A 21,719-nucleotide genomic window follows, 5' to 3' on the forward strand; every position below is an offset into this window, starting at 1 on the left:
GTTTTCAAACGAAGTGGGTACCGGTTCGCGTCAAGAAAACGCGTCGAGGAAAGAGTATCTTGATGGGTGACGAAGTCCGGATTGTCGAAGTCGGTCCACGCGACGGACTGCAGAATGAAAAAACGCCGATCACCGTCGAAGCGCGCATCGCGTTTATCGAGGCGTTGATCGCAGCGGGATTTCCGACCATCGAGATCGGCAGCTTCGTCTCGCCCAAGGCGATCCCGCAGATGGCCAATTCCGACCATGTGCTGCAGGCCGTCGATCATCATGCGGATCGCGAATTCCACGTCCTGGTCCCGAATGAAAGAGGCTACGACGCGGCTGTTACGGCCGGCGCACAGGTCATCGCAGTGTTCGCCTCGGCGTCGGAAGGGTTTTCGCGCGCCAACATCAACTGCACCATCGCGGAATCGATCGAACGCTTCAAACCTGTGCTGACGCGCGCCAAGGCCGACGGCATCAAGGTGCGCGGTTACGTGTCCTGTGTGCTGGGATGTCCGTATGACGGCGAGGTCAAACCGGCGGCGGTGGCGTCGGTGGCAAAACAGCTCTGGGACCAGGGCTGTTACGAGGTCTCGCTGGGCGACACCATCGGGGTCGGCACGCCGGCCAGGGCGCGGCAGCTGCTGCGCGCGGTCGCGGGCGAGGTCCCGATGGCCAACCTCGGCATGCACTTCCACGACACCTATGGCCAGGCGCTGGCCAACATCTATGCGGGCCTGGAGGAGGGCGCGCGTGTCATCGATTCCGCCGCCGGCGGGCTCGGCGGCTGTCCCTATGCGCCCGGCGCCACCGGCAATGTCGCGACCGAGGATGTGGTCTACATGCTGGAAGGCATGGGGATCAAAACCGGCATCGACATGACCAAATTGCTCGCGGCCACCAACACGGTGAGCGAGCTGATCGGACGGCCCCCGGTCAGCCGTGTCGCCTCGGCGTTGAATGCCAAGGCGAAGGCGGCACGGACGGCGTAGTCGCTAGGGCGTGTACCCCTAAATCCACTTGCCGGACGACGTCCGCATTACCATCGGAAACTGACAAAAGAGGCGCGCTTGGTCATGTCAGCTAAGTGCCAATAAGCGACATTGCGCACCGTAACGGCAGCAGCAAACCTCATTCAAAATCGATATGCTGAATGTGCTACAAGCGAACGCAGAGCGAGCCACTTTATCTTCGCGGGAGCACGCCATGACGCATATGCAACACTCACTGACAAAGGCCCTGGCATTCTTCAGTGCAATCGGATGTGTTCTTTTGACCGTCGCGCTCTCGACACCTATCGATCCTGCGATCAAGAACTTTTCGATAGGGGGATTTTCGCAAATTACCTCTTGGTACAAGGAACGGATTGATGCGGTCGACCCTTCGGGCAAGGACCTGTCGGGTGCAGTCATCGCCATTGCTAAAGAGGGCAAGCTTGCTTATCTTCAACCCATTGGCTTCCAAGATCGCGCCAAGACCATTCCCATGACGACCGACTCGATCTTCTGGATCGCGTCGATGACCAAGCCGATCACCAGTGTTGCAGCCATGATGCTGGTAGACGACGGCAAGCTCGATCTCGATGCTCCGGTCGCGAAATACCTGCCCGAGCTGAAGACCATGCAAGTCGCGACCGCGAAGCCTAACCCGGCGTCAGGGAAGATCGACATTGCGCTAGAACCGCCGAAGCGACCAATGACCGTGCGCGACCTGCTTCGTCATACTTCCGGCTTGGTCTATCCGCCGCAATTTGTAGATGAGCCGATCAACAGGCTCTACGCTAAGGCCGCTTTCGGGCCGGACAATTCCCTCGCCGAGTTTGTGACAAGTCTTTCGAGCTTGCCGCTGGCACACCAACCGGGTGAGGTCTGGGAATACAGCTGGGGCGTAGATGTTCTGGCGAGGGTTGTCGAAGTTGCTTCCGGCCAGCAGTTTGATCAATTCCTGCAGAGCCGCATTTTCAAGCCCCTCGGGATGGTTGACACCGGCTTCTATGTACCGAGCGAAAACCTCGGCCGCGTGGTCGAGGCACCAACGACGCGTCCTCCTCAATTTGACATCACAAGGCCGCGCAAGCTCGTTTCAGGTGGCGGCGGACTTGCCTCGACGGCTCTTGACTATTTGCGCTTCTGCCAAATGTTGCTCAATGGCGGTGAGCTCGACGGAGTTAGGATACTCGCGCCTGAGACAGTGAAGCTGATGACCGCCGACGCGCTACCATACGATGTTAGCTTTGTGGGCCGCAGTGTCGGCCCAGACCATGGGACAACGTTTGGCCTCGGCTTTGCCATTCGCACCAGTCGAACATCGAGCCTTAGTAGTCCCGGCGGGTCAGTCGGCAGTTTTGGCTGGAGTGGAGTTTGGGGGACGGAGTTCTGGGTTGATCCGGCGCAGAAGGTGATCGCTGTACAGATGATCCAGGCCGCACCAGAAAAGGTCAGCGATTACTTCACGGCGATGCGCAATCTGACGTACGGAGCGCTGAATATCTCGCAACATTGAGTTCTTCGCGCCTTGTCGAATACCGAAGGCGACCGCTGCCGCGCGGCGACGTGCAGAAGCGGATTGCCGAGGTCCGCAACGGGTCACAAGGCGATATCCCTGAGGTCCGGTCGCGCGTCCGCTTCGTCCCTGAAAGCGTGGCGTCCCAGATTTATGAGTACGCGCCCTAGTACCCACTTTTGATCAAACGTGATTCAGAATCGGTGGGCACGTACAGTGTTTGCTCGTGTCACTTGGCTATGATTCCGGGTACTAGCGCAGCGCCGATTGCAGGAACTGAAAGATCCGCGGATCCGTCGACTGCGCCACATTGAAGCGCAGAAAGCTGCCGGCCGACTGCGACAGGCTGAAGGCGTTGCCCGGCGCCAGAACGATGTTGGCGGCCAGCGCGCGTTGCGCCAGGTCGGACGCGTCGAATCCGTCCGGAAGGCGGCACCACAGGAAGATGCCGGCTTTCGGCTCCACCCAGGGCGTGATCCCGAGTTTGCGCAGACGGGCGCTGGTGCTGCCCATGGCATCGGCGAGACGCCCTCGCAGGGCATCCAGATGCTTGCGGTAGGTGCCGTCCTTCAGCGCCGCGAGCAGCAGTTCTGCGGCCAGCCGTCCGCTGCTGAAGGTCGTCGCGATCTTCAGATCGGTCAGTCCCTCTATCCAATCCGGCCGCGCGGCGATGTAGCCGCAGCGCACTGAAGCCGACAGCGTTTTTGAGAAGCTGCCGATCTGCACCACGCGATTGAGCCCGTCGAACGCCGCCAGGCGCGGCGCCGGCTCGTGCTCGAAGTCGGCGAAGATGTCGTCGTCGACAACGGCGAGATCATGCTGCTCGGCGAGTTTGAGGATCCGGTGCGCGGTGACCGAGGACAAGGATGCGCCGGTTGGATTGTGCAAGCCGGAATTGGTGATGTAGAGCCGTGGCCGCTCGCTGGCGAGCACCTGGGCGAAGGCTTCGACATCGGGGCCGTGAGGCGTAAAGGGAACGCCGACAATGCGGACGCGATGGGCGCGCAGCAGGGCATGGAAATTATAGTAGCCGGGATCGTCCACCAGCACCGTATCGCCCGGCTCGAGCAGGAAGCGGCAGACCAGGTCGATCGCCTGGGTGCCGGAATCGGTCAGCATGATCTGCTCGGGCGCCACCTCCACGCCGTGGTCGGTGAGGCGGCGCGACAGCAACTGCCGCAGCGGCCGCAGCCCGAGCGGAGATCCATAATCCGTTAAGACGGCATTGTCGGCGCGTGAGAGACCGCGTAACGCGCGGCGCAGGCTCGGCTCCGGCATCCACGATGGCGGCAGCCAGCCACAGCCGGGCTTCAGGACGTCGTCACCGGCTTCCAGCGACTGCCGCGAGATCCAGAATGGGTCGACCGAGCGATCGAGCCGTGGTCCCATGTCGGCCAGCGACAGCGGCGCCAGGTGCCCTGCGACATAGAAGCCGGAGCCGCGGCGGGACTGGATGACGCCTTCCGCCGCCAGCCGGTCATAGGCTTCCACCACCGTCGATTTGGAAACCCGCTGGGCGGCCGCGAACGCACGGATCGACGGCAGCTTGGCGCCCGGCGCCAGCGTGCGGGCTGCGATCCGCTGCCGCACTGTTTGCATGGTGCGTGCGACCAGGGTGCCTGCGCCGGTCAAATCGCTGGTTTCGTCCATCTGTACTCCCGATTAATCAGTACAGTTTGGCAAAATTGTACTGGATTGTCTCTGGAATCACCAGCCTGTCCGCGGTGTTTGGGGCCGCAAGAAAGAGAGTGGCCATGGACAAGACAGGCGGTTGGATCAACGGATTTCTCGGCGTGCTGATTTTCAGCGGATCGCTGCCAGCGACGCGGCTGGCCGTGGCCGATTTCGATCCGGTGTTCCTCACCGTCGCCCGTGCCGCCATCGCCGGCGCATTGGCGCTGCTCCTGTTGCTGGTTTTCCGTGAACGGCGGCCGGCGCGCGAGGATGTCGGCTCGCTGGTCGTGATCGCACTCGGCGTGGTGGTGGGATTTCCGCTGCTGACGGCGCTGGCGCTGCGCCATATCACCTCGGCGCATTCCATCGTCTTCATCGGGCTGTTGCCGCTGGCGACGGCGGTGTTCGGCGTGCTGCGCGGCGGCGAGCGGCCGCGCCCGGTGTTCTGGTTGTTTTCCGGTCTCGGCAGCGCTTTTGTGGTGGGGTTCGCGCTCAGCCGGGATGCCGGCGCGGTGTCGGTCGGTGATCTGCTGATGCTGGCCGCCATCGTGGTCTGCGGCCTCGGCTATGCGGAGGGCGCGAAACTGTCGCGCAAGCTCGGCGGCTGGCAGGTGATCTCCTGGGCGCTGGTGCTGTCGCTGCCGGCGATGATCGTGCTGGCATGGACGATGAAGCCTGTGTCGTGGAGCGGGATCACCGCGCCCTCATGGCTCAGCCTCGGCTATGTCTCGCTGTTCAGCATGCTGATCGGATTCGTGTTCTGGTATCGCGGGCTGGCGCAGGGCGGCATCGCCGCCGTCGGGCAACTGCAGTTGCTGCAGCCGTTCTTCGGCCTGCTGCTGGCTGCGACGCTGCTGCACGAGGCGGTCGACGCTTCGATGATCGCCGCGACCGTTGCCGTGGTGCTGTGCGTGGTGGGCGCCAGGCGGTTCGCCTGACGCCCGAACGTACTAACGCACGCTCTCCGGTCCCATCACCAGGTCGGGCAGGTAGGTCGAGATCTGCGGCACGAAGCACAGCAGGATTACGGCGGCGAACATCAGCAGCACGAACGGCAGCGTGCCCCAGATCACTTCGCTCAGCGGAATGTCGGGGGCGACATTGCGGATGACGAAGATGTTCAATCCGACCGGGGGATGGATCAGCCCCATCTCCATCACGATGGTCATCACGATGCCGAACCAGATGATGTCGAAACCAGCGGCGCGCAGCGGCGGCAGAACGATCGGCGCGGTCATCAGGATGATCGACACCGGCGGCAAGAAGAAGCCGAGCACAATCACCATGAACAGGATCGCCGCCAGCAGCTCCCATTTCGGCAGGTGCATCGCGACGATCGCTTCCGCCGTCGATTGCGAGATGTGCAGGTAGCTCATCACGTAGGAATACAGCAGCGACATGCCGATGATCATCATCAGCATGGTCGACTCGCGGATGGTCGACGTCAGGATCGGTGCGAGGTCGCTGGGCCGCCAGACGCTGTAGATCAGCGCGATCAAAACCAGCGCCAAGAGTCCGCCGAGGCCGGCGGTTTCCGACGGCGTGGCGTAGCCGCCATAGAGCGCGATCATTACGCCGGTCAGAAGCGTAACGAACGGCAGCACCCGCGGCAGCATGCTGAAGCGTTCCGACATGGTGTAGGTGTCGTGGGTGAGGATCGCCGAGGTCTCGCCCGTGGCTTCATAGGCCTTCTGGGCCGTTGCATACTCCTTGCGGAAGCGGATCACGGCATAGACGCCAAACAGCGTCACCAGCAGCAGGCCGGGGCCGATGCCGGCGAGGAACAGCCGTCCCAGCGATTTTTCCGCGGCGACGGCGAACAGGATCATGGTGATGGACGGCGGCAGCAGGATGCCGAGCGTGCCGCCGGCGGCGATGATGCCGGCCGCGAAGCCGCCGGAATAACCGCGCTTGCGCATCTCCGGAATGCCGGCGGACCCGATCGCCGAGCAGGTGGCGGGCGATGAGCCGGCCATCGCCGCGAACAGCGCGCAGGCGAACACGTTGGCGACGCCGAGACCGCCCGGCACCCGGTGCAGCCAGGCGTGCAGCGCCGAGTACAGATCCTGTCCGGCGCGGGACTTGCCGATCGCAGCACCCTTCAGGATGAACAGCGGGATCGACAGCAGGGTGATGGAGGCAATTTCCTCATAGACATTCTGCGTTACCGTATCGAGCGATGCCGCCGGCATATAGACCGCCATGAACACAACGGCGACGGCGCCGAGCGCGAACGCGATCGGCATGCCGGAAAACATCGCCGCCAGTGTCGCGGCGCCGTAGGACAGTCCGATGCCGAGCACGCTCATGACCGCGGCACCCGGTAGAACGCGCCCCAGATCTGCAGCAGGATCTGCACACACAGCAGCGTCATGCCGATGGACATCAGCGCATAAGGGATCGACAAAGGCGGGCTCCACATCGAATTCGACACCTGGCCGTCGACCCAGGCCTCATGGGTCAGGGTCCATGATTTCCACGCAAAGAACGCGCAGAAGCCGAGGCTCACGAGATCGACCAGCATCAGGCGGACATGATTGACGCGGGGCGACAACAGTCCGACCAGCGCCTCGATGCCGATATGGCCGCGTTGCGACTGCACGAAGGCGGCGGTCATGAAGGTGGCACCGACCAGCAGGAAAACCGCGGCCTCATCCTGCCAGTAGGTTGCCGTATGGAACAGGCTGCGGGTGATCACGCTGTAACTCAGGATCAGGCAGGCGGCGATCAAAGCGAGCGCGGCCAGCACGACAATGACGCGGTTGCACAGGCCAACGCTGCGGTCGAGCGCCGCGAGGACCGGATTGGTCCCGGCGGCGGTCGACGGCAGGGCAGCTTGCTCCGATCGAGCGGGATGAGGAAAAGTGGACACCGGTTTTCCGCCCGCATCCCGCTCTACTTTATAAGGATCGATCACGTTCATGACTTTGGATCGTTTCGATCCAAAGTCATCGTGATCGGTGGGAGCGTGCATCATGAGGCGGTGGCTGATGCGAGCTTCAGGAGATTGGCCGCCGTGGTGGTCTTGGCGGCATAATCCTTCCAGGCGGTATCGCGGGCGATGTCGCGCCATTTCTCGACGGTGGCCGCGTCGAGGTCGGCGACTTTGGCGCCGGCCTTCTCATAGACCTGGGCCACGGCATCGTCGTCGGCCTTCGCGCCCTTCTTGCCGAACGCTTCCATGTCGGCGCCGACGGCCATCAAGATGTCCTGCTGGTTTTTCGGCAGCTTGTCGAAGATCGCCTTCGACATCAGCAGCGGCTCCAGCATGTACCAGTACGACTTGCCGCGTCCGGTGGTCAGGCTCTTGGAGACCTCTTCCAGCCGGAACGAAATCAGACTGGTGGAGGAGGTGATGCCGGCATCGCAGGCGCCGGTCTGCATGGCGGCGTAGATTTCATTTGACGGCAGCGACAGCACCGCGGCCCCCGCGGTCTGCAGCACCATATCCATCTCGCGCGAACCGCCGCGGACCTTCAGCCCCTTGGCGTCTTCCGGCGTGATCAGCGGGCGCGAGCGGCTGGCGACGCCGCCGGCTTGCCAGACCCAGCTCAGGATGACGATGCCCTTGTCGGCGAGGAAATCGGTCAGCGCCTTGCCGATCGGTTCGGTTTTCCAGCTCAGGCCTTGCTCGTAGCTGGAGACGAGACCCGGCATCAGGCCGATATTGGTCTCGGGCACTTCGCCGCCGGCATAGGGCAGCGGAAACAGGCTGAGATCGAGCGCGCCCTTGCGCATGGCGGAGAACTGGGCATTGACCTTGATCAGTGAGGCATTCGGATAGACATCGGCCGTGATCTCGCCGCCGCTGCGTTTGCTCACCTCGGCGGCGAACACGCGGGTGAGGCGGTCGCGGAAGTCACCCTGGTCGATGGTGCCGCCGGGAAACTGGTGCGAGATCTTCAGTGTGGTGGCGGCCTGTGCCGGTCCGAAATGCAGGATGGCGGGCGCGGCGAGCGCCGATGCGAGAACATGGCGGCGTGAAAGCATGAGCGTTGTCTCCCTTGTCGAGTCTTGTCCTAGACGTCTTTGTTGTCGTTGTCGTCGTTGTCTTCCGGGCGCGGTGCACGCGCCCGCGGTCATTGCACGGGAATCAGCTCCCGAGGCGTAAAGTCCTTCACCAGCCGCCGCACCGCGCTTGATGCAACGACTTCACCATTCTCGGCATAGGCTTCGTGGTTCTTTTCGATGGCGCCGAGATCATAGAGATAATTCACCATCAGGCCGTGCGCCTGCTTGATACCCCGTTCGGACTGATCACCGAGAAAATTCAGCCGTTCCAGCCGCGCACCGTTGCCGAGGTGGAACCGCGCCACCGGATCGACCGGCCGTCCGGCCGGATTCTTGGCGTGCAGGAAATAGTGGGCGGCGATCGGCTGCAGGACCTCTTCGACCTGGGCCCGGACGTCCGGATTGTCGAACCAGCCCTTCGCATCCAGCAGGTCGAGGGTCGCCGTCTGCTTGTCGTCGAACAGGGAGGAGTCCTTGGCGCGCTCGCGCTTCAGCCAGGCGGCAAAACCGGGGACGGGCGACAGTGTCACGAAGGTTTTCAGCGCCGGCATTTCGCGCTTGAGATCCTCCACCACCTGCTTGATCAGGAAATGGCCGAACGACACGCCGGCCAGCCCGCGCTGGGTGTTGGAGATCGAATAGAAAATCGCCGTCGTGGCGGTGTCAGGAGCGATCGGCTCGCGATCCTGCGCCAGCAGCGGCGCCACGGCGCCGGGGATCTGCGTGGTCAGCGCCACTTCCACGAAAATCAGCGGCTCGTCGACGAGTTGCGGATGAAAGAACCCGAAACAGCGCCGGTCGGCCGGCTCCAGCCGGCTTCTCAGGTCGCCCCAGCCGGCGAAGGGATGCACCGCTTCATAGCGGATGATCTTTTCCAGGATGTTGGCGGGCGTGGTCCAGCGGATCGGCTTCAGTTCGAGAAAGCCGCGATTGAACCAGGACGACAGCAGGTGGCCGAAGTCCGCATCCACGATCGCCAGCTCCGGATGCGTCTTCACCTGGTCGAGCAGTTCCTCGCGCATCCGCACCAAAGCAAACGTGCCGCCGGGGGCGAGGTTGAGGCGGCGGAACAGCTCCTGGCGTCGCGGTTCGGTCGCGGCCTGCAGCGCCTGTACGGCCGCGGCGTCGGGCTTCTTCTGGTAAGCCTGCACGGCGCTCTGCAACAACTGCTGGTCGGGGCCGAACTTGTCGGCCAGCGCCTTCAGGAATTCCAGCCTGACCTCGCGTGGAGCATGGGCGTAGCTGTTGAGCAGGGTCTGGGCCAGCATCACACCGGAGGCCTCGCCACGCCGCGACAGCAACATTTCGGCGAGTTCAACCAGATCGGTGTTGTCGGCCCGGCCGCGGGTGCGCCGGAGCAGGGCACGTCCGCGGTCAGTAAGCGTTTGCATCAAATCGTTGAGGAAGGCCTGCGCCTCGCCCGCCTTTGCCATTCGCCGGATCCTGTTTCGACGCCCCAAGCCGTTTTAGCGAAGCCTTTGGAGAAGCAACGCTTCAGAGGCACGCCACTGGAAGAGGCCTGCCATATTTTCGTGCATACTATCCTAGAAATCGTGTATACACAATCAGACCTTGGTTTGTTTTTGACAACCTCTTGGACAAAGATGATGAAGCACCCATCACGGTTGCGAGAAGCCATCGAGGACGAGATCGTCACCGGCCAGCTGACGCCGGGGACGCGGCTCGAAGAAACCACGCTTGCCACCAAATTTGGAGTTTCAAGGACGCCGATCAGGGAAGCGTTGCTGCACCTTGCGGCAACCGGACTGGTCGAGATCCGTCCCCGCCGCGGCGCGATTGTCAGCGCGCCCAATCCGCGCCGGCTGGTCGAGATGTTCGAAACCATGGCCGAGCTCGAAGCCGCCTGCGGCCGGCTCGCCGCGCGCCGCCACACCGCCGAGGATGAAGCAGCCATCACCGCTGCGCACGCCGCCTGCGAGAAGGCTGCGCAATCCGGGGATTCCGAAGCGTATTACTTCGAGAATGCGACGTTTCACGCAGCGATCTATCGGGCCAGCCACAACATGTTCCTGACCGATCAGAGCCTGGTCCTGCATCGCCGTCTGTCGCCTTATCGGCGGATGCAGTTGCGCGCGCGCAACCGCGTGACGCAATCGCTGACGGAACATGCCGCGGCCGTCCAGGCCATCCTGGCCGGCGACGGCGAGCTCGCGGCCAAGGTCTTGCGCGACCACATCGTCATTCAGGGCGAACGATTCTCCGATGTCGTCATCAGCATGGCGGGCGGCGAGGCGGCATGAGCGCACCCGAGCGACCGCGGCGATGACGATGTGAAATTCACGAAACCGTTATATGTCGATCGCCGAAATGATCGGCGGTTGCGTAACAAAGATCCCTCCTGGCCGTAGCAATCAAGGCGACCTTCGTCGTCTCAAACCGGTTTTGGAGGAATTTTGATCATGGCACTCAGCACCCGCATCTCGCTCGGCATGTCCGCCGCTGTTCTGTCTCTCGGCCTCGTGCTCGCGCCCGCGGCGTTTGCCCAGGACAAGATGAGCAAGGACAGCATGAGCAAGGACTCGATGTCCAAGGATTCAATGAGCAAGGACGGCATGAAGAAGGACACCATGTCCAAGGACCACATGTCGAAGGACGCCATGAGCAAGGACGGCATGAAGAAAGACGAGATGAAGAAGTAAGGCCGCCGGTAGGCACGGAAACAGGCCTGCCTTTCGAGCGCGGGCCTGTTGTCTTTATGACGAGAGCATCATTTCACGATCAGGTAGGCGCCGCTCAACAAGGCGAAGATCAGGACGCTCAGCCGCAAACCGTTTCCGCCAATCTTGCCGTGGGTCAGCTTTGACAGCGCGCTACCTGCCAGAACCGCCGGTACGAGATAAAGCGCAGACAGCAATTGGCTGGATCCGATCTTGCCGCTGATGGCCAGCATCGCGAGCGACATGATTTCGCCGATCAGAAAACACACGGCGACTGTGGCTCGCAGTGTCGGACCGTTGGTGTGCTGGTAGAGCAGGGCCAGTGGCGGTCCGCCGATGCCGGTCGCGGTTTCGGTAATGCCGGTAAACAGCCCCACACCCTGGGAGATTGAGGGCGTTGCCGCGAAGGGTGGGGCGACCAGTGCCGCTGCTGCTGCGATGACTGTGAACCAGCCGACGGCCTGATCCAGATGATGTCCGGAGAGGGCGGTGAGCAGCCACAAACCGGCAAAGGTCCCGACAAGGCGTCCTGCGGTGATCCATCTCGCTCCCACCCAGTCGATCGACGCACGCTCGCGCCAGGCGACGTGGAAATTGAGCGGCAGCATGAGGATCAGCAGAGTGACCGGCAGCAGACCCGGCTGGAGCACACCGACGACCGGTGCGACGATCAACGCAAAGCCGATTCCGAGCGCGCCCTGAACGAAGGCCGAAACGAAAACCACCGCAACCAGAGTTGCGAGGACACTTGAACTCACTGGTAGTATCCAATTTCGCGATGTTCGACTGACTGCGGATGAACCCGTTGTATGGGCGCATTGGCGATGGCTTCCGTCGTTGCAGCACGCACGTCGGCCATCAGGGCGCGCGCATCCCACTCCGGCGGCCAGCCCTGCCATAACCGAAGATGTCCATTGGTGAAGACCGCATCGATCTGGTCGCGGTTGCCATAGCGAACGAGCTCCCAGGAAAGATCGTGCGACGGTGTGAATTCCGGCCGGTCGAGATCTATCAGCAGGAAATCGGCGGCCAGACCCTCACGAATGGTCCCGGTGACGCCGGACAGGCCACAGACAGCGGCCGCGCCGGACGTGGCCCGATCAAGCCACAGCCAGCCGCCGCCGCAGGACGAGTCGCCCACGGCCATCCCGATGCTGGCGCGCTGGAGCGCCTCTGCCGAATCCATCAAGCGGAAGCCGTCGGCTCGCGTTCCATCGGTGCCGAGGCCGAAGCGGATTCCGAGAGCTGCCATATGCAGAGCGGGTGCGATCGCATTGCCCTTCCACACGCTCGCCACCGGGTTGTAGGCGACCGCCGTGTCGCTGTCGCGCAACAAGTTCAGCTCATGCGGTGTGACCATGGTGGAGTGCGCGATCAGCACATGCGCCCCCAGCGCGCCGACATGAGCGAGATGTTCGAGCGGGCGCCGGCCCGTTGCGACCAGCGAGCGCTCAACCGCGGCCAGATGCTCATTGACGTGGGTCTGGAAGATGACGCCGGCGTCCGCGGCCATCCGCGAGACGTCGTACAGCATGCCGTCTGTCGCTGCTTCCGTTATGGAGATGGCGAGCGAGGGATGAAGCAGCGGGTCGCCCTTGAAGACGGCGAGATGATCCCTCGCGCGGGCCAGAATGGCCGACCGGTCGGGCACGAGCGCAGTGCCGCTGCGGTCGTTGCAGATGAGGCCGATGACGCTGCGCAAGCCCGCTTCTCTCGTCGCCTGAGCGAGGGCGCCGATATGGCCGGCCGACCGCGTGCCTGCGTCCACTGCGGTCGTGAACCCGCCGCGCAGGCATTCAAGTGCCGCGAGTTTCCCCGACAGATAAACCATCCGCTCATTGAGGCTGCCTTCGAGCGGCACCCAGATGCGGCGAAAGATCTCCGACGGCTCGCCAAACACCAGTGATTTGCCCAGCGATTGTGTCAGATGGGTGTGGACGTCGATGAAGCCCGGCATCAGCAGGTGACCGGGCATGTCGATCGGTGGCAGGTCGCTGTTGGCGACGGATATTTGCTCCGCCGGCCCGATGTCGCTGAAACGTCCGGCGCGGACGACGACGGCCAGATCGCCTCGGGGACCGTCCGGCAGCAGCACATGTCCCGGCCGGATGAGGACATCGTCGCCGTGCCGAAAGCTCTCTGGACACCTCATTCCGCCGTTCCCCGAGCTTGACCTTCGACTTTGCCTTCATTGATCAACCCAGCCTCAATCGAACCGGTGTGCTGGAAGACTGCATTGACGATCACCGCGGTGATGGTGCCCGCGGCCAGGCCGTTGTTGAGAACCATCTGCGACCACTGTGGAAACTGGCTGTAGACGCCGGGAACAACGATCGGCAGCAGGCCCATTGCGAGAGCCGCGGCAAGCGTGAACATCGGACCATGCGTGCGCAGGTCGACGCGTCGCAGAATGTCGATGCCGATCACACCTATGATCGCGAACACGATCACGGCAGTGCCTCCGACGACGGGGCCCGGCAGGGCGGCGGCCAGTCGGCCGATCGGTGCGAACAGTGCGATCAGAACCAGGATCAGGCCGGCGGTCGCGGTGACGTAGCGGGACTTGATGTTGGTGGCGCGCACGATGCCGATGTTTTCGCCGCTGGTGACGATCAGCGAAGTCCCGAACAGGCCGCCGATCAACGAAGCAAGCGCGTCGCCACGGATCGTCGATGGCGCGATATCCTCCGCGCGGCCGCGTCGCCCGACCATCTCGACTGTGGCGACGGTCTGGCCGGTCGCCTCCGCCATGGAGACAATCGAGAAGACGATGAGAGGAATAGAGGCTGCCAGATCGAAGATCGGCATGCCGAACGGAAACAGCTGCGGAACGGCAATGACCGGGCCGGCCATCACACTCGAGAGGCTCATCCGCCCAAGGTTGAAAGCGATGATCGAGCCGGCAACAAGACCGAGCATCACAGCAAGCCGTTGCAGCGTGCCGGAGAAGATCCGCGCGAAGATCATGGTGAGCGCGATCGTGCCCAATGCCAGCATGACGTCGACAGGATCGGCAAATCCTGGCGCGCCGGTCTTGCCGGTTATGGTGCCGCCATAGATTTTGATGAGATTGATCGACACCAGCAGCAGCATCGTCCCGACGACGATCGGCGGGAAGAAGCGGATGATCCGGCGAAACACCGGCAATGCGATCAAATAGAACACGGCCGTGATGATGACCGCGCCGCTCGCCGTCCGGACGTTGGTCTGCTGGCCGATCGCGAGAAAGATGGCAATCGGTGCGCCGCCAGGCACCATGATGAAGGGAAGGCGCGCGCCAAAGCCGGCGGGGCCGAAGCTCTGCAGGATGGTCCCCAAACCGCAGGCAAGGAAGGTAGCGCTGGTCAGCGACACTGCAACGGCGTCGGGGAAACCAAGAGCCTTGCTGACCAGAAATACGGCAGTAATCGGCGCTGCCGCCATGACCAGCACATGTTGAAGACCAAACAGCGCCAGGCTTCGGGCTGGCAGAGGCCGGTCGGCGGGATCTAAACCGTCGTGAGCGTCGCTCATATCAGCTGGTACTCCCCATTATGCAAATCGTTTTGCAATTCTCCATAGCACCGATTCCAGGTCATGCAAAACGATTTGTATAAATGACGAACGAGAGCTATGATGCCGACAGTTCGGATAGGGAACCTTGATCCTGGGCAGACCGACCATTGTTGAACTGGCCAAAGCGGCTGGCGTATCGCCGACCACGGTCTCGCACGCGTTCACGGGCCGCCGTTATGTCGAGCCGGAAACCAGAGACAGAATCCTGGCCCTGGCCGGCGAGATGGGATACCGCGCCAACCCGCGTGCCCGCAGGCTGCGTACGGGTGGTGCGAGCACCATCGCGCTGGCTTCGTCCATGCCGTTTGCCGTTGCGGCTGGACCGTCCAGATTGGGATTCCTGATGGAGATCGCGGCCTCAGCCGCAATGACCGCGCTATCTCGGAACCTGGCACTCTGCCTGGTGCCGCCACTCCAGCCGGATTTCGATCTCGACGCGATCGAGGTCGATGGCGCGATTGTCGTCGAGCCCCTCGCAGATGATCCTCTCATCGCCTTCTTTCGGGATCGCGGTGTACCGGTTGTCGCTCTCGGACACGCTCCCGGACGGAGCGACATACCTTTTGTCGATATGCAGAGCGCGGCGACGGCTCGCCTGCTGCTCGATCACCTTTGGAGGCCGGGAGGTCGGATCGGGCTGATGACCGGCGAACAGCGCCGTAATTCCTACGCGGAAACGGAAGCTGTCTATGCGGATTTCGCCAAGGAAAAAGGGTTCGCTCCGTATGCCATTCGCATAGATGAAACTGGAGGCGAAGCCGCGGCAAGGAGCGCTGCGGAAACCTTGCTGTCCGTGGAAAAGAACATCGATGCGCTTTGTGTCCCCGTCGATGCGTTCGCGACGGGTGTTCTGCAGGCTGCGCAATCGCTTGAGATATCCGTTCCGGATCAGCTGCGGGTGGCAACGCGCTATGACGGGATGCGCGCCAAGCTGGCTGTGCCGCCATTGACGGCAACCGATCTGCATCTCGATAGGGTTGCAGAGGTTGCAGTCGAGCTGCTGATAGCAACGCTGGAATCGCGACAGCCGGCAACGCTGACGGTGCCAAGGCCAACGCTGATCGCGCGAAATTCCTCGGTTGCCTCAAGGTGAATTGCGGGTCCGCGCTGGTGCTATTTGCCGATCATGACACTCAGCAGTTCCGGATCAGCTTCGTTGCCTGTTCCGCACGCCGCCTGTAGCCTCGTTGCACAACAATAAGATGCAGGGAGGCCTCCAATGAAGAACAAGCTGGCGCTCACAATATTGCTCGCAGCCGGGCTGATTATTTCGACCATGACGGCGTGGGGCGCGAAGGACGAGATGGGCTTCGTTCGCGTCAATCCCGGCGAGGAGGACTGGAAAAATCCATTCGGCGTCGGCGTGCAGGTTGCGACACTGCACGGCGATCCGTCGAAACCGGGCATCTATGTGCTCCGTATCAAATGGCCGCCCGGGATCATGAGCCGGCCGCACAAGCATCCGGAAGACCGCCATGTCGTGGTGCTGTCGGGGACCTGGTACACCGGGACCGGCGAAGCCTTCGAGCCGGAAAAATCCATTGGGATGAAAGCGGGCGGCTACATGATGCATCCCGCCGGCGCCATTCATTGGGACGGCACGCGGGACGACGGCGCGGTGATCCAGATCACCGGTTATGGTCCGAGCGGCAATGTTTTCGCCAAACCGGATGAACCGCAGTTCTCCAAAACCAACTAATCGGAAACAGATCGGTCGTCATTTCCCGAGATGCCGTCATGCCCGCCGCGATCCGTCATCGCGCGATGACTGTTGTCTGCCTGCTGGCGGCGCTGGCCGGTGCCTGTGCGGCGCGAGCTGACAACGCCGACGCTCCGCCGAAGCAGCAGTTTGTCATCCGCCTCAAGGAGGCCGTCCGTACCAGTGACAAGATCTGGCTCGCCGACCATGCGCGTTATCCGTGCGCTACATCGGACGTACCACCCAACAAATTCCGGACAAGGCTTCGTTGCTGAAGAATTATCCGGCCCTGATCGGCGAAAAGCTGCGTGCCCAGATTCTGGCCCAGGATCCGGAGCAGGTGTTCGAGAATTATCAGGGCATGATGATCGGCGATGGACCGATCAATATCTGGGTCCGTGAGCGCAGCGACGACGGGCCGGGCGGCACCTTCGACATCATCACCATCAACGATAAAGAGTGATGCCGGTCGTTGTCATTTGCCAATCAGCGCCGCCAGCACCTCGTCGGGCTGCTCCGCCGTCAGCATGTGGCCGGCACCACGGAGAACAACGCGGCGCGCACCCTTGATGGCGCCGGCGAGTTCGGTGCCCGATTTCAACGGTGTCATCATGTCCCGCTCGCCGAGGATCAGCGTTGCCGGCACCGTGACGGCGGCAGCCGCCTCGATTGCCCGGGTGTAGTCGTTGCAGGCGGAAAGATCGTTGAACAGCGCGCCATCCGGCGTGTCTTCCAGCACCCGTTCGCCGCCCGCATGCATCCACAGGCCGGGCGCGCGCGACCCGCCGAGCGAGGCGCGGAAGCCCAGGCCCCAGATCGACACCATGTCGATGGCGTCGTGGTGATTAGCCTGCGCGGAGGTCAGCAAATCGGGCGACACCTTCATGCTGGCGCCGGCTGCGATCAGGCTGATCTCCGACACCTTGTCCGGATGCCGCGACGCGGCCTCCAGCGCAATCAGCGATCCCATCGAATGTCCGACCAGGCGGGCGCGGGGCGCCCCGGCGGCTTCGATCAGCTTGGCCACCCAGTCGGCCATGGCACTGATGGTCGGGATCAGCGCGCCGCCGGAGCGGCCATGGCCCGGCAGATCCGGCGCCAGCACGCTGTGGCCGTGATGGGCGAACCAGCGTCCGGGCAGCGCCCAGATGGTGTGATCGAAACCGGCGCCATGCAGGAACACCACCAGCGGCAGCGACGGATCGAACGGACGTCCGCCGGTGCTTGCGAAGATGTCGTTGCCATCAACCTTCAGACGCATGCTTACACCTTTTGCGAAACGCGCAGCGCCTGCGCGAAGTCGTCGATGATGTCATTGGCCGCCTCCAGCCCGATCGACAGCCGCACCAGCTCTTCGCCGATGCCGGCCGAGGCCAGTTGCGCCGCGTCCATCTGCTGGTGCGTCGTGCTGGCCGGATGGATCACCAGGGTCTTGGCGTCGCCGACATTGGCAAGATGGCTGGCCAGCCGCAGCGTTTCGATGAACTTGCGGCCGGCGGCGCGGCCGCCCTTGATGCCGAAGCTGATGATCGAACCGGCGCCGCGCGGCAACAGCGTCTTCGCCAGCGCGTGATCCGGATGGTTGTCGAGCGAGGGATGGATGACCCACTCCACCGCCTTGTTGGTGGTGAGAAACTTCAGGACAGCATCGGTGTTCTCGACATGGCGCTGCATCCGCAGCGGCAGCGTTTCTACGCCCTGCAGCAGATGAAATGCATTGGTCGGCGACAGGCAGGCGCCAAAGTCGCGCAAGCCTTCGGCGCGGGCCCGCATGATGAAGGCGGCCGGGCCGAACTCCTCGCTGAAGACGATGCCGTGATAGCCGGCATAGGGCGTGGTCAGGGTCGGAAACTTGTCCGACGCCTCCCAATCAAAGCGACCGGTATCGACGATCACGCCGCCGATGGCGATGCCGTGGCCGCCGATCCATTTGGTGATCGAATGCATCACGATGTCAGCGCCGAGCGCGCCGGGCTGGCTGAGATAGGGCGTGGCAAAGGTGTTGTCGATCAGCAGCGGGATCTTCGCCTGGTGCGCGATCTCCGCCACCTTCGGGATGTCGAGCACTTCAAGGCCGGGGTTGCCGATGGTCTCGCCAATGACAAGGCGCGTACGCGGGCCGATGGCGTTGCGGAGGGCGTCGAGGTCGCGCGGCTTGACGAATGTGGTGGTGATGCCGAACCGGGGCAGGGTGTGGGTCAGCAGATTGATGGTGCCGCCATAGAGCGAAGCCGAGGCCACGATGTGATCGCCGGCGCCGAGCAGGGTGGCGATCGCCAGATGCAGCGCCGCCATGCCGCTGGATGTGCAGACTGCGCCGACGCCGCCTTCCAGTGCTGCGAGCCGCTCCTCCAGCACCGCGATCGTTGGGTTCGAGATCCGGGTGTAGATGTGGCCGGCGCGTTCCAGGTTGAACAGCGCAGCGGCGTGGTCGGCATCTTGAAACACATAGGACGTGGTCTGGTAGATCGGCACGGCGCGCGATCCGGTCACTGGATCTGGGTGCTGGCCGGCGTGCAGGCTCAGGGTTTCGAAGGCGGGCGGCTTTGGGGCTGGCATCGACGTCTCGCAGCTGGCGCATGAACAGGCATGCTTTGGCGCAGCCTATTGCGGTAACAGCCGAATGCAATGCATCAGCGCCACCAAAGCAAGGTCATTCCCGAATGCCGTGTGGAGGGATTAGAATCGGATGCTGGCTTCGACCGAGCCAAACAGGTCGCTCTTCGGCTGGGTGACGTATTCACGCGAACGCTGCGTCACCGAGAAGCCCAGCTTGTAGCCACTCTGGGTGAAGATCTCGGCGCCGGCGATCAGGTCGTACACCAACGTCTTCTTGCTCACGCTCGGGCTGTCGGAGAACGTGCTGCCGTCGAGGAAAATGTTGCGGGCGACCGCGCGTCCGGCGACGCCGCCGAAGATCGCCCAGCCCCAGCTCGGATCGGTCGGGCTGGTCGACATGAAGGATGCACCGGACGGCGAGGGACGAATGCGCGTCGGGCCCCAGGTGGTGCCGAGCGATTGTCCAAAGCGGACCAAGCCGCTGATTTCGCCATAGGTGTAGACGTTGCCGGCGCTCACGCCGACGGCTGGAATGAAGTCGACGCCATAGCCCTGGCCGAAATCATAACCAAACTTCCAGCGCCGCTCCCACGACAGGACGATGCCGGGCTCGTTGGCGAGCTGGTAGTTGCCGGGTTGCGGTCCCTTGTCGCCGATCAGGCTGTGAAAACCGCCCTGGACGGGCTTCCACAACGAGGCCGAACCGCCGACGGCGCCGACCTGGATTTCGAAGGTGTCGAGCTGGCGGCGGCCGGTTTCCTGGGCCAGCGACACGCCGGTGTACAGCCAGCCGCCGAACGCCCGGTCACCCGGCTGACGCACCGGATTTTCGATGTGCTGCGGCGTGAAAATGCTCTGGCCGAAGATCCACTGCAGCTGCTGCTGGCGAGGTCCTTCGGGAGCACCGAAGGTGATCATCCCGCCCTGCAGGACGTCGTAGACGTTGCCCGCCATCGGCGTTTTCTTGAAGTCGTCGAACACCACCCCGGCGAAGAAGCCCTGGGTGTAATCGTAATCGTGGACGGCGCTAAAACCCTTCTGCGGGTCGTAACTCTTGGCGATGACGTCGTTTTCCTCGATCAGGATAAGACGCTGCGCATTGGCGCCTGTGCACGACAGGACGACAACAACGATCCCCAGCAGAAGCAGCCGAACGTTCGACATCAGTGACAAATCCAATCTTGCGGCTATATGGCTCGATTTCAGGAAGATGAACAAGTCTATTCGCTTGCGTTTCGATCGGAAAAACCCTGCGAAAACAATGTTTTTGTGGAAATTTTGCTGGCTGTTGCCGCGAAGCCCCACACCTTCGTCGGCCTTGGAGCGGGGTTGCGACGGCCGTTGCTGGCTAGATGATTCCCGCTGTCGTGAGGGACGATCGCACCTTCACCCCGAAGCTCGGGCTCAAAACTGTGGCAAAATTGCCTCATCCCTGAGCAAATGCACGCGCCGATAGTGTCTGGATGTTGCTCAGTGCAACTCAGCATGGTGAAAGGCCCCCATACAAGTACTGGGGAAATTTTCAAAATGAAGAAACTGCTTCTCGCCAGCGTTGCGCTCATCGCACTGGCTTCCTCCGCGTCGGCCGCCGATCTCGCGGCTCGCCCCTACACCAAGGCTCCGGTGGCTCCGATCAGCCCGGCCTACAACTGGTCCGGCTTCTACATCGGCGCGATGGGCGGCTATGGCTGGTCGAGCGATGTCACGACCAACGGCGTCACGGTGTCGTCGAGCGATCTCAAGGGCGGGTTTGCCGGCGGCACGATTGGCTACAACTGGCAGTTCTCGCCGTCGTGGGTGTTCGGCCTTGAAGCCGACGCCGCATGGGCCGATCTCAGCGCCTCGGACACCGTTCTCGGCATTACCCTCGAGGACAAGATTCGTTCAATGGGCAGCGTGACCGGCCGTCTCGGCTACGCGGCTGGTCCGGCACTGCTGTACGTCAAGGGCGGTTGGGCCTGGGCTAACAACCGCGTCTCAGTGTCGGGGTTCGGTCAGAGCGTGTCGGATAGCCAGTTCCACTCCGGTTGGACCGTCGGCGCCGGCCTCGAATACATGTTCGCCCCGAGCTGGTCGGCCAAGGCCGAATACATGTATGCCGATTACGGCAAAGAAACCTATTTCAATGCGCTTGACCTCGGCACCTCCGTTCACACCATCAAGGGTGGCATCAACTACCACTTCAACTGGGGTGGTCCGGTCGTCGCCAAGTACTGAGATCAAGTACTGAGACAACGACTGATCGGTCGAGCACCGATCATCGACTCCACTGCTAACCAGCAACTTAGCCCGGCCTTGTGCCGGGCTTTTTGCTGTGGGGGGCCCGGTCAGGAAAGCTGGGAATCGGCAGTACCGGGCGCGCTGCCATCCGGCCTTGGGCGCCGGTCATTGCTCGGGCGCGGAGATTGTTTATCGTGTTGATAAGGCTGGCGATCCCGAGAGGATTCGAATGGCGACCTGATTGCCCATCGTGTGCGTGGCCACGCCGAAAACATCAGGCGACGACATGACGAGGCGAGCGAGATGGCGCGCCGCCTCGCGAATCCATACCGACGAACCTTCCACTTGCGCTCACGGTGAACCTCCTGTCTGCTCGCCTTCTTGAGAAAATCTAGGGAGCGACGAACGTGGCGACAGGCACAGTGAAATGGTTCAACTCACAAAAGGGATACGGATTCATCCAGCCCGATAACGGCAACAAGGATGTGTTCGTGCACATCTCGGCGGTCGAAAAGGCCGGGCTCAGCACCCTCAATGAGGGTGCAAAGGTGAGCTATGAGGAAGTGCCCAACAAGGGGAAGACTTCCGCGGAGAATTTGCGGGTAGGGTGACTTCGGAAGGCTATAAGGCAACGCCCGTCGGTTCACGCCGGCGGGTTTTCGATCGTCCCGGGATTCGTTGATACGCAGGGGTTTCTGATGATACGCGCCGCAACACGATCGTGGGGGCCAAAAATAACGCTAAGTATTTGATAAGGCTGGCGATCCCGAGAGGATTCGAACCTCTGACCCACAGCTTAGAAGGCTGTTGCTCTATCCAACTGAGCTACGGGACCG

General features: G+C 62.5%; 22 protein-coding genes, 1 tRNA gene and 1 pseudogene. 12 read left to right on the top strand and 12 right to left on the bottom strand.

What is annotated here, in order from left to right; translation table 11 throughout:
• Nucleotides 1–62: 62 nt before the first annotated feature.
• A complete protein-coding gene (locus tag RS897_RS31555; RefSeq protein WP_315832600.1) occupies nt 63–977 on the top strand; it encodes a hydroxymethylglutaryl-CoA lyase in 915 nt (304 codons plus the stop codon).
• A 214-nt stretch (nt 978–1,191) separates the two neighbouring features.
• The gene (locus RS897_RS31560) at nt 1,192–2,487 is read left to right on the top strand and encodes a serine hydrolase domain-containing protein (RefSeq protein ID WP_315832601.1); all 1,296 of its coding nucleotides are present in this window, start codon (nt 1,192–1,194) and stop codon (nt 2,485–2,487) included.
• A 252-nt stretch (nt 2,488–2,739) separates the two neighbouring features.
• Here RS897_RS31560 and RS897_RS31565 read toward each other — a convergent pair whose 3' ends face one another.
• Nucleotides 2,740–4,137 carry an aminotransferase-like domain-containing protein gene (locus RS897_RS31565; RefSeq protein WP_315832602.1) on the bottom strand — a complete coding sequence of 466 codons (1,398 nt, stop codon included), beginning with the start codon at nt 4,135–4,137 and terminating at the stop codon, nt 2,740–2,742.
• Between the two features lie 104 nt (nt 4,138–4,241).
• Here RS897_RS31565 and RS897_RS31570 point away from each other — a divergent pair, with 104 nt between their 5' ends.
• Nucleotides 4,242–5,099, top strand: coding sequence for a DMT family transporter (locus tag RS897_RS31570; protein WP_315832603.1), 858 nt, complete (start codon nt 4,242–4,244; stop codon nt 5,097–5,099).
• 12 nt (nt 5,100–5,111) lie between these two features.
• On the opposite strand, the gene RS897_RS31575 is transcribed toward RS897_RS31570, so the two are convergent.
• The 4 genes from RS897_RS31575 to RS897_RS31590 form a co-directional block, all read right to left on the bottom strand.
• Nucleotides 5,112–6,470, bottom strand: a complete 1,359-nt coding sequence (locus tag RS897_RS31575; RefSeq protein ID WP_315832604.1) for a TRAP transporter large permease — start codon at nt 6,468–6,470, stop codon at nt 5,112–5,114.
• Nucleotides 6,467–6,991 (bottom strand): TRAP transporter small permease, encoded by a 525-nt coding sequence (locus tag RS897_RS31580; RefSeq protein WP_315838805.1) that lies wholly within the window; start codon nt 6,989–6,991, stop codon nt 6,467–6,469. The genes RS897_RS31575 and RS897_RS31580 overlap by 4 nt, the downstream gene beginning before the upstream one ends.
• Nucleotides 6,992–7,134: 143 nt before the next feature.
• On the bottom strand, nt 7,135–8,151 hold the full coding sequence (gene dctP, locus RS897_RS31585; protein ID WP_315832605.1) for a TRAP transporter substrate-binding protein DctP: 1,017 nt from the start codon (nt 8,149–8,151) through the stop codon (nt 7,135–7,137).
• 89 nt (nt 8,152–8,240) lie between these two features.
• Nucleotides 8,241–9,605 (bottom strand): malonyl-CoA decarboxylase, encoded by a 1,365-nt coding sequence (locus tag RS897_RS31590; RefSeq protein ID WP_315832606.1) that lies wholly within the window; start codon nt 9,603–9,605, stop codon nt 8,241–8,243.
• 174 nt (nt 9,606–9,779) lie between these two features.
• Between RS897_RS31590 and RS897_RS31595 the strand changes: the two genes are divergently transcribed.
• Together RS897_RS31595 and RS897_RS31600 are read left to right on the top strand one after the other, a co-directional pair.
• Nucleotides 9,780–10,433, top strand: a complete 654-nt coding sequence (locus RS897_RS31595) for a GntR family transcriptional regulator (RefSeq protein WP_315838806.1) — start codon at nt 9,780–9,782, stop codon at nt 10,431–10,433.
• A 159-nt stretch (nt 10,434–10,592) separates the two neighbouring features.
• A complete protein-coding gene (locus RS897_RS31600) occupies nt 10,593–10,832 on the top strand; it encodes a pentapeptide MXKDX repeat protein (RefSeq protein ID WP_315832607.1) in 240 nt (79 codons plus the stop codon).
• A 68-nt stretch (nt 10,833–10,900) separates the two neighbouring features.
• Here the strand turns inward: RS897_RS31600 and RS897_RS31605 are convergent, their stop codons facing one another.
• Genes RS897_RS31605 through RS897_RS31615 form a run of 3 tightly spaced genes read right to left on the bottom strand, consistent with a single transcriptional unit; the run spans nt 10,901 to nt 14,363 of the window.
• Complete coding sequence (locus RS897_RS31605; RefSeq protein WP_315832608.1) at nt 10,901–11,608, bottom strand: sulfite exporter TauE/SafE family protein; 708 nt, start codon at nt 11,606–11,608, stop codon at nt 10,901–10,903.
• A complete protein-coding gene (locus tag RS897_RS31610) occupies nt 11,605–13,002 on the bottom strand; it encodes an amidohydrolase family protein (RefSeq protein WP_315832609.1) in 1,398 nt (465 codons plus the stop codon). The genes RS897_RS31605 and RS897_RS31610 overlap by 4 nt, the downstream gene beginning before the upstream one ends.
• Complete coding sequence (locus RS897_RS31615) at nt 12,999–14,363, bottom strand: uracil-xanthine permease family protein (protein ID WP_315832610.1); 1,365 nt, start codon at nt 14,361–14,363, stop codon at nt 12,999–13,001. Before RS897_RS31615 ends, RS897_RS31610 begins: the two co-directional genes overlap by 4 nt.
• A 127-nt stretch (nt 14,364–14,490) precedes the next feature.
• Here RS897_RS31615 and RS897_RS31620 point away from each other — a divergent pair.
• From RS897_RS31620 to RS897_RS31640, 5 genes and pseudogenes are all read left to right on the top strand, one after another.
• Nucleotides 14,491–14,634, top strand: a pseudogene (locus tag RS897_RS31620) (LacI family DNA-binding transcriptional regulator); the annotation flags it as partial.
• Between the two features lie 114 nt (nt 14,635–14,748).
• Nucleotides 14,749–15,498, top strand: a complete 750-nt coding sequence (locus tag RS897_RS31625; RefSeq protein ID WP_315838807.1) for a substrate-binding domain-containing protein — start codon at nt 14,749–14,751, stop codon at nt 15,496–15,498.
• 126 nt (nt 15,499–15,624) lie between these two features.
• Nucleotides 15,625–16,104 carry a cupin domain-containing protein gene (locus tag RS897_RS31630; protein ID WP_315832611.1) on the top strand — a complete coding sequence of 160 codons (480 nt, stop codon included), beginning with the start codon at nt 15,625–15,627 and terminating at the stop codon, nt 16,102–16,104.
• A 38-nt stretch (nt 16,105–16,142) separates the two neighbouring features.
• Nucleotides 16,143–16,379: a hypothetical protein gene (locus tag RS897_RS31635; protein WP_315832612.1), complete on the top strand. Its 237-nt coding sequence runs from the start codon at nt 16,143–16,145 to the stop codon at nt 16,377–16,379.
• Nucleotides 16,373–16,567: a hypothetical protein gene (locus RS897_RS31640; protein ID WP_315832613.1), complete on the top strand. Its 195-nt coding sequence runs from the start codon at nt 16,373–16,375 to the stop codon at nt 16,565–16,567. The genes RS897_RS31635 and RS897_RS31640 overlap by 7 nt, the downstream gene beginning before the upstream one ends.
• A gap of 12 nt (nt 16,568–16,579) precedes the next feature.
• Here RS897_RS31640 and RS897_RS31645 read toward each other — a convergent pair whose 3' ends face one another.
• The 3 genes from RS897_RS31645 to RS897_RS31655 all read right to left on the bottom strand — a co-directional run bounded on the left by RS897_RS31645 (nt 16,580) and on the right by RS897_RS31655 (nt 19,827).
• Nucleotides 16,580–17,365 (bottom strand): alpha/beta fold hydrolase, encoded by a 786-nt coding sequence (locus RS897_RS31645; RefSeq protein WP_315832614.1) that lies wholly within the window; start codon nt 17,363–17,365, stop codon nt 16,580–16,582.
• A 2-nt stretch (nt 17,366–17,367) separates the two neighbouring features.
• A complete protein-coding gene (locus RS897_RS31650; RefSeq protein WP_315832615.1) occupies nt 17,368–18,663 on the bottom strand; it encodes an O-acetylhomoserine aminocarboxypropyltransferase in 1,296 nt (431 codons plus the stop codon).
• A gap of 120 nt (nt 18,664–18,783) precedes the next feature.
• On the bottom strand, nt 18,784–19,827 hold the full coding sequence (locus RS897_RS31655; protein WP_315832616.1) for a lipid A deacylase LpxR family protein: 1,044 nt from the start codon (nt 19,825–19,827) through the stop codon (nt 18,784–18,786).
• A gap of 363 nt (nt 19,828–20,190) precedes the next feature.
• Here RS897_RS31655 and RS897_RS31660 point away from each other — a divergent pair, with 363 nt between their 5' ends.
• The gene (locus tag RS897_RS31660) at nt 20,191–20,880 is read left to right on the top strand and encodes an outer membrane protein (RefSeq protein WP_315832617.1); all 690 of its coding nucleotides are present in this window, start codon (nt 20,191–20,193) and stop codon (nt 20,878–20,880) included.
• 410 nt (nt 20,881–21,290) lie between these two features.
• Entirely contained in the window at nt 21,291–21,494 is a 204-nt protein-coding gene (locus RS897_RS31665) for a cold-shock protein (RefSeq protein WP_315832618.1), read from the top strand.
• Nucleotides 21,495–21,641: 147 nt separating this feature from the next.
• Here the strand turns inward: RS897_RS31665 and RS897_RS31670 are convergent.
• Nucleotides 21,642–21,718 (bottom strand) — tRNA-Arg (locus RS897_RS31670).
• Nucleotide 21,719 lies beyond the last annotated feature (1 nt).

This window comes from Bradyrhizobium prioriisuperbiae, assembly GCF_032397745.1.
Taxonomy (GTDB): domain Bacteria; phylum Pseudomonadota; class Alphaproteobacteria; order Rhizobiales; family Xanthobacteraceae; genus Bradyrhizobium_A; species Bradyrhizobium_A prioriisuperbiae.

Excerpts from the sequence above, each read along its gene's own strand:
- RS897_RS31630 (WP_315832611.1), top strand. The coding sequence starts at position 15,625 with ATGAAGAACAAGCTGGCGCTCACAATATTGCTCGCAGCCGGGCTGATT.
- RS897_RS31570 (WP_315832603.1), top strand. The coding sequence starts at position 4,242 with ATGGACAAGACAGGCGGTTGGATCAACGGATTTCTCGGCGTGCTGATT.
- RS897_RS31645 (WP_315832614.1), bottom strand. The coding sequence starts at position 17,365 with ATGCGTCTGAAGGTTGATGGCAACGACATCTTCGCAAGCACCGGCGGA.
- RS897_RS31575 (WP_315832604.1), bottom strand. The coding sequence starts at position 6,470 with ATGAGCGTGCTCGGCATCGGACTGTCCTACGGCGCCGCGACACTGGCG.
- RS897_RS31555 (WP_315832600.1), top strand. The coding sequence starts at position 63 with ATGGGTGACGAAGTCCGGATTGTCGAAGTCGGTCCACGCGACGGACTG.
- RS897_RS31565 (WP_315832602.1), bottom strand. The coding sequence starts at position 4,137 with ATGGACGAAACCAGCGATTTGACCGGCGCAGGCACCCTGGTCGCACGC.
- RS897_RS31650 (WP_315832615.1), bottom strand. The coding sequence starts at position 18,663 with ATGCCAGCCCCAAAGCCGCCCGCCTTCGAAACCCTGAGCCTGCACGCC.
- dctP (WP_315832605.1), bottom strand. The coding sequence starts at position 8,151 with ATGCTTTCACGCCGCCATGTTCTCGCATCGGCGCTCGCCGCGCCCGCC.
- RS897_RS31635 (WP_315832612.1), top strand. The coding sequence starts at position 16,143 with ATGCCCGCCGCGATCCGTCATCGCGCGATGACTGTTGTCTGCCTGCTG.
- RS897_RS31560 (WP_315832601.1), top strand. The coding sequence starts at position 1,192 with ATGACGCATATGCAACACTCACTGACAAAGGCCCTGGCATTCTTCAGT.
- RS897_RS31615 (WP_315832610.1), bottom strand. The coding sequence starts at position 14,363 with ATGAGCGACGCTCACGACGGTTTAGATCCCGCCGACCGGCCTCTGCCA.
- RS897_RS31595 (WP_315838806.1), top strand. The coding sequence starts at position 9,780 with ATGAAGCACCCATCACGGTTGCGAGAAGCCATCGAGGACGAGATCGTC.
- RS897_RS31600 (WP_315832607.1), top strand. The coding sequence starts at position 10,593 with ATGGCACTCAGCACCCGCATCTCGCTCGGCATGTCCGCCGCTGTTCTG.
- RS897_RS31610 (WP_315832609.1), bottom strand. The coding sequence starts at position 13,002 with ATGAGGTGTCCAGAGAGCTTTCGGCACGGCGACGATGTCCTCATCCGG.
- RS897_RS31625 (WP_315838807.1), top strand. The coding sequence starts at position 14,749 with ATGGAGATCGCGGCCTCAGCCGCAATGACCGCGCTATCTCGGAACCTG.
- RS897_RS31660 (WP_315832617.1), top strand. The coding sequence starts at position 20,191 with ATGAAGAAACTGCTTCTCGCCAGCGTTGCGCTCATCGCACTGGCTTCC.
- RS897_RS31655 (WP_315832616.1), bottom strand. The coding sequence starts at position 19,827 with ATGTCGAACGTTCGGCTGCTTCTGCTGGGGATCGTTGTTGTCGTCCTG.
- RS897_RS31590 (WP_315832606.1), bottom strand. The coding sequence starts at position 9,605 with ATGGCAAAGGCGGGCGAGGCGCAGGCCTTCCTCAACGATTTGATGCAA.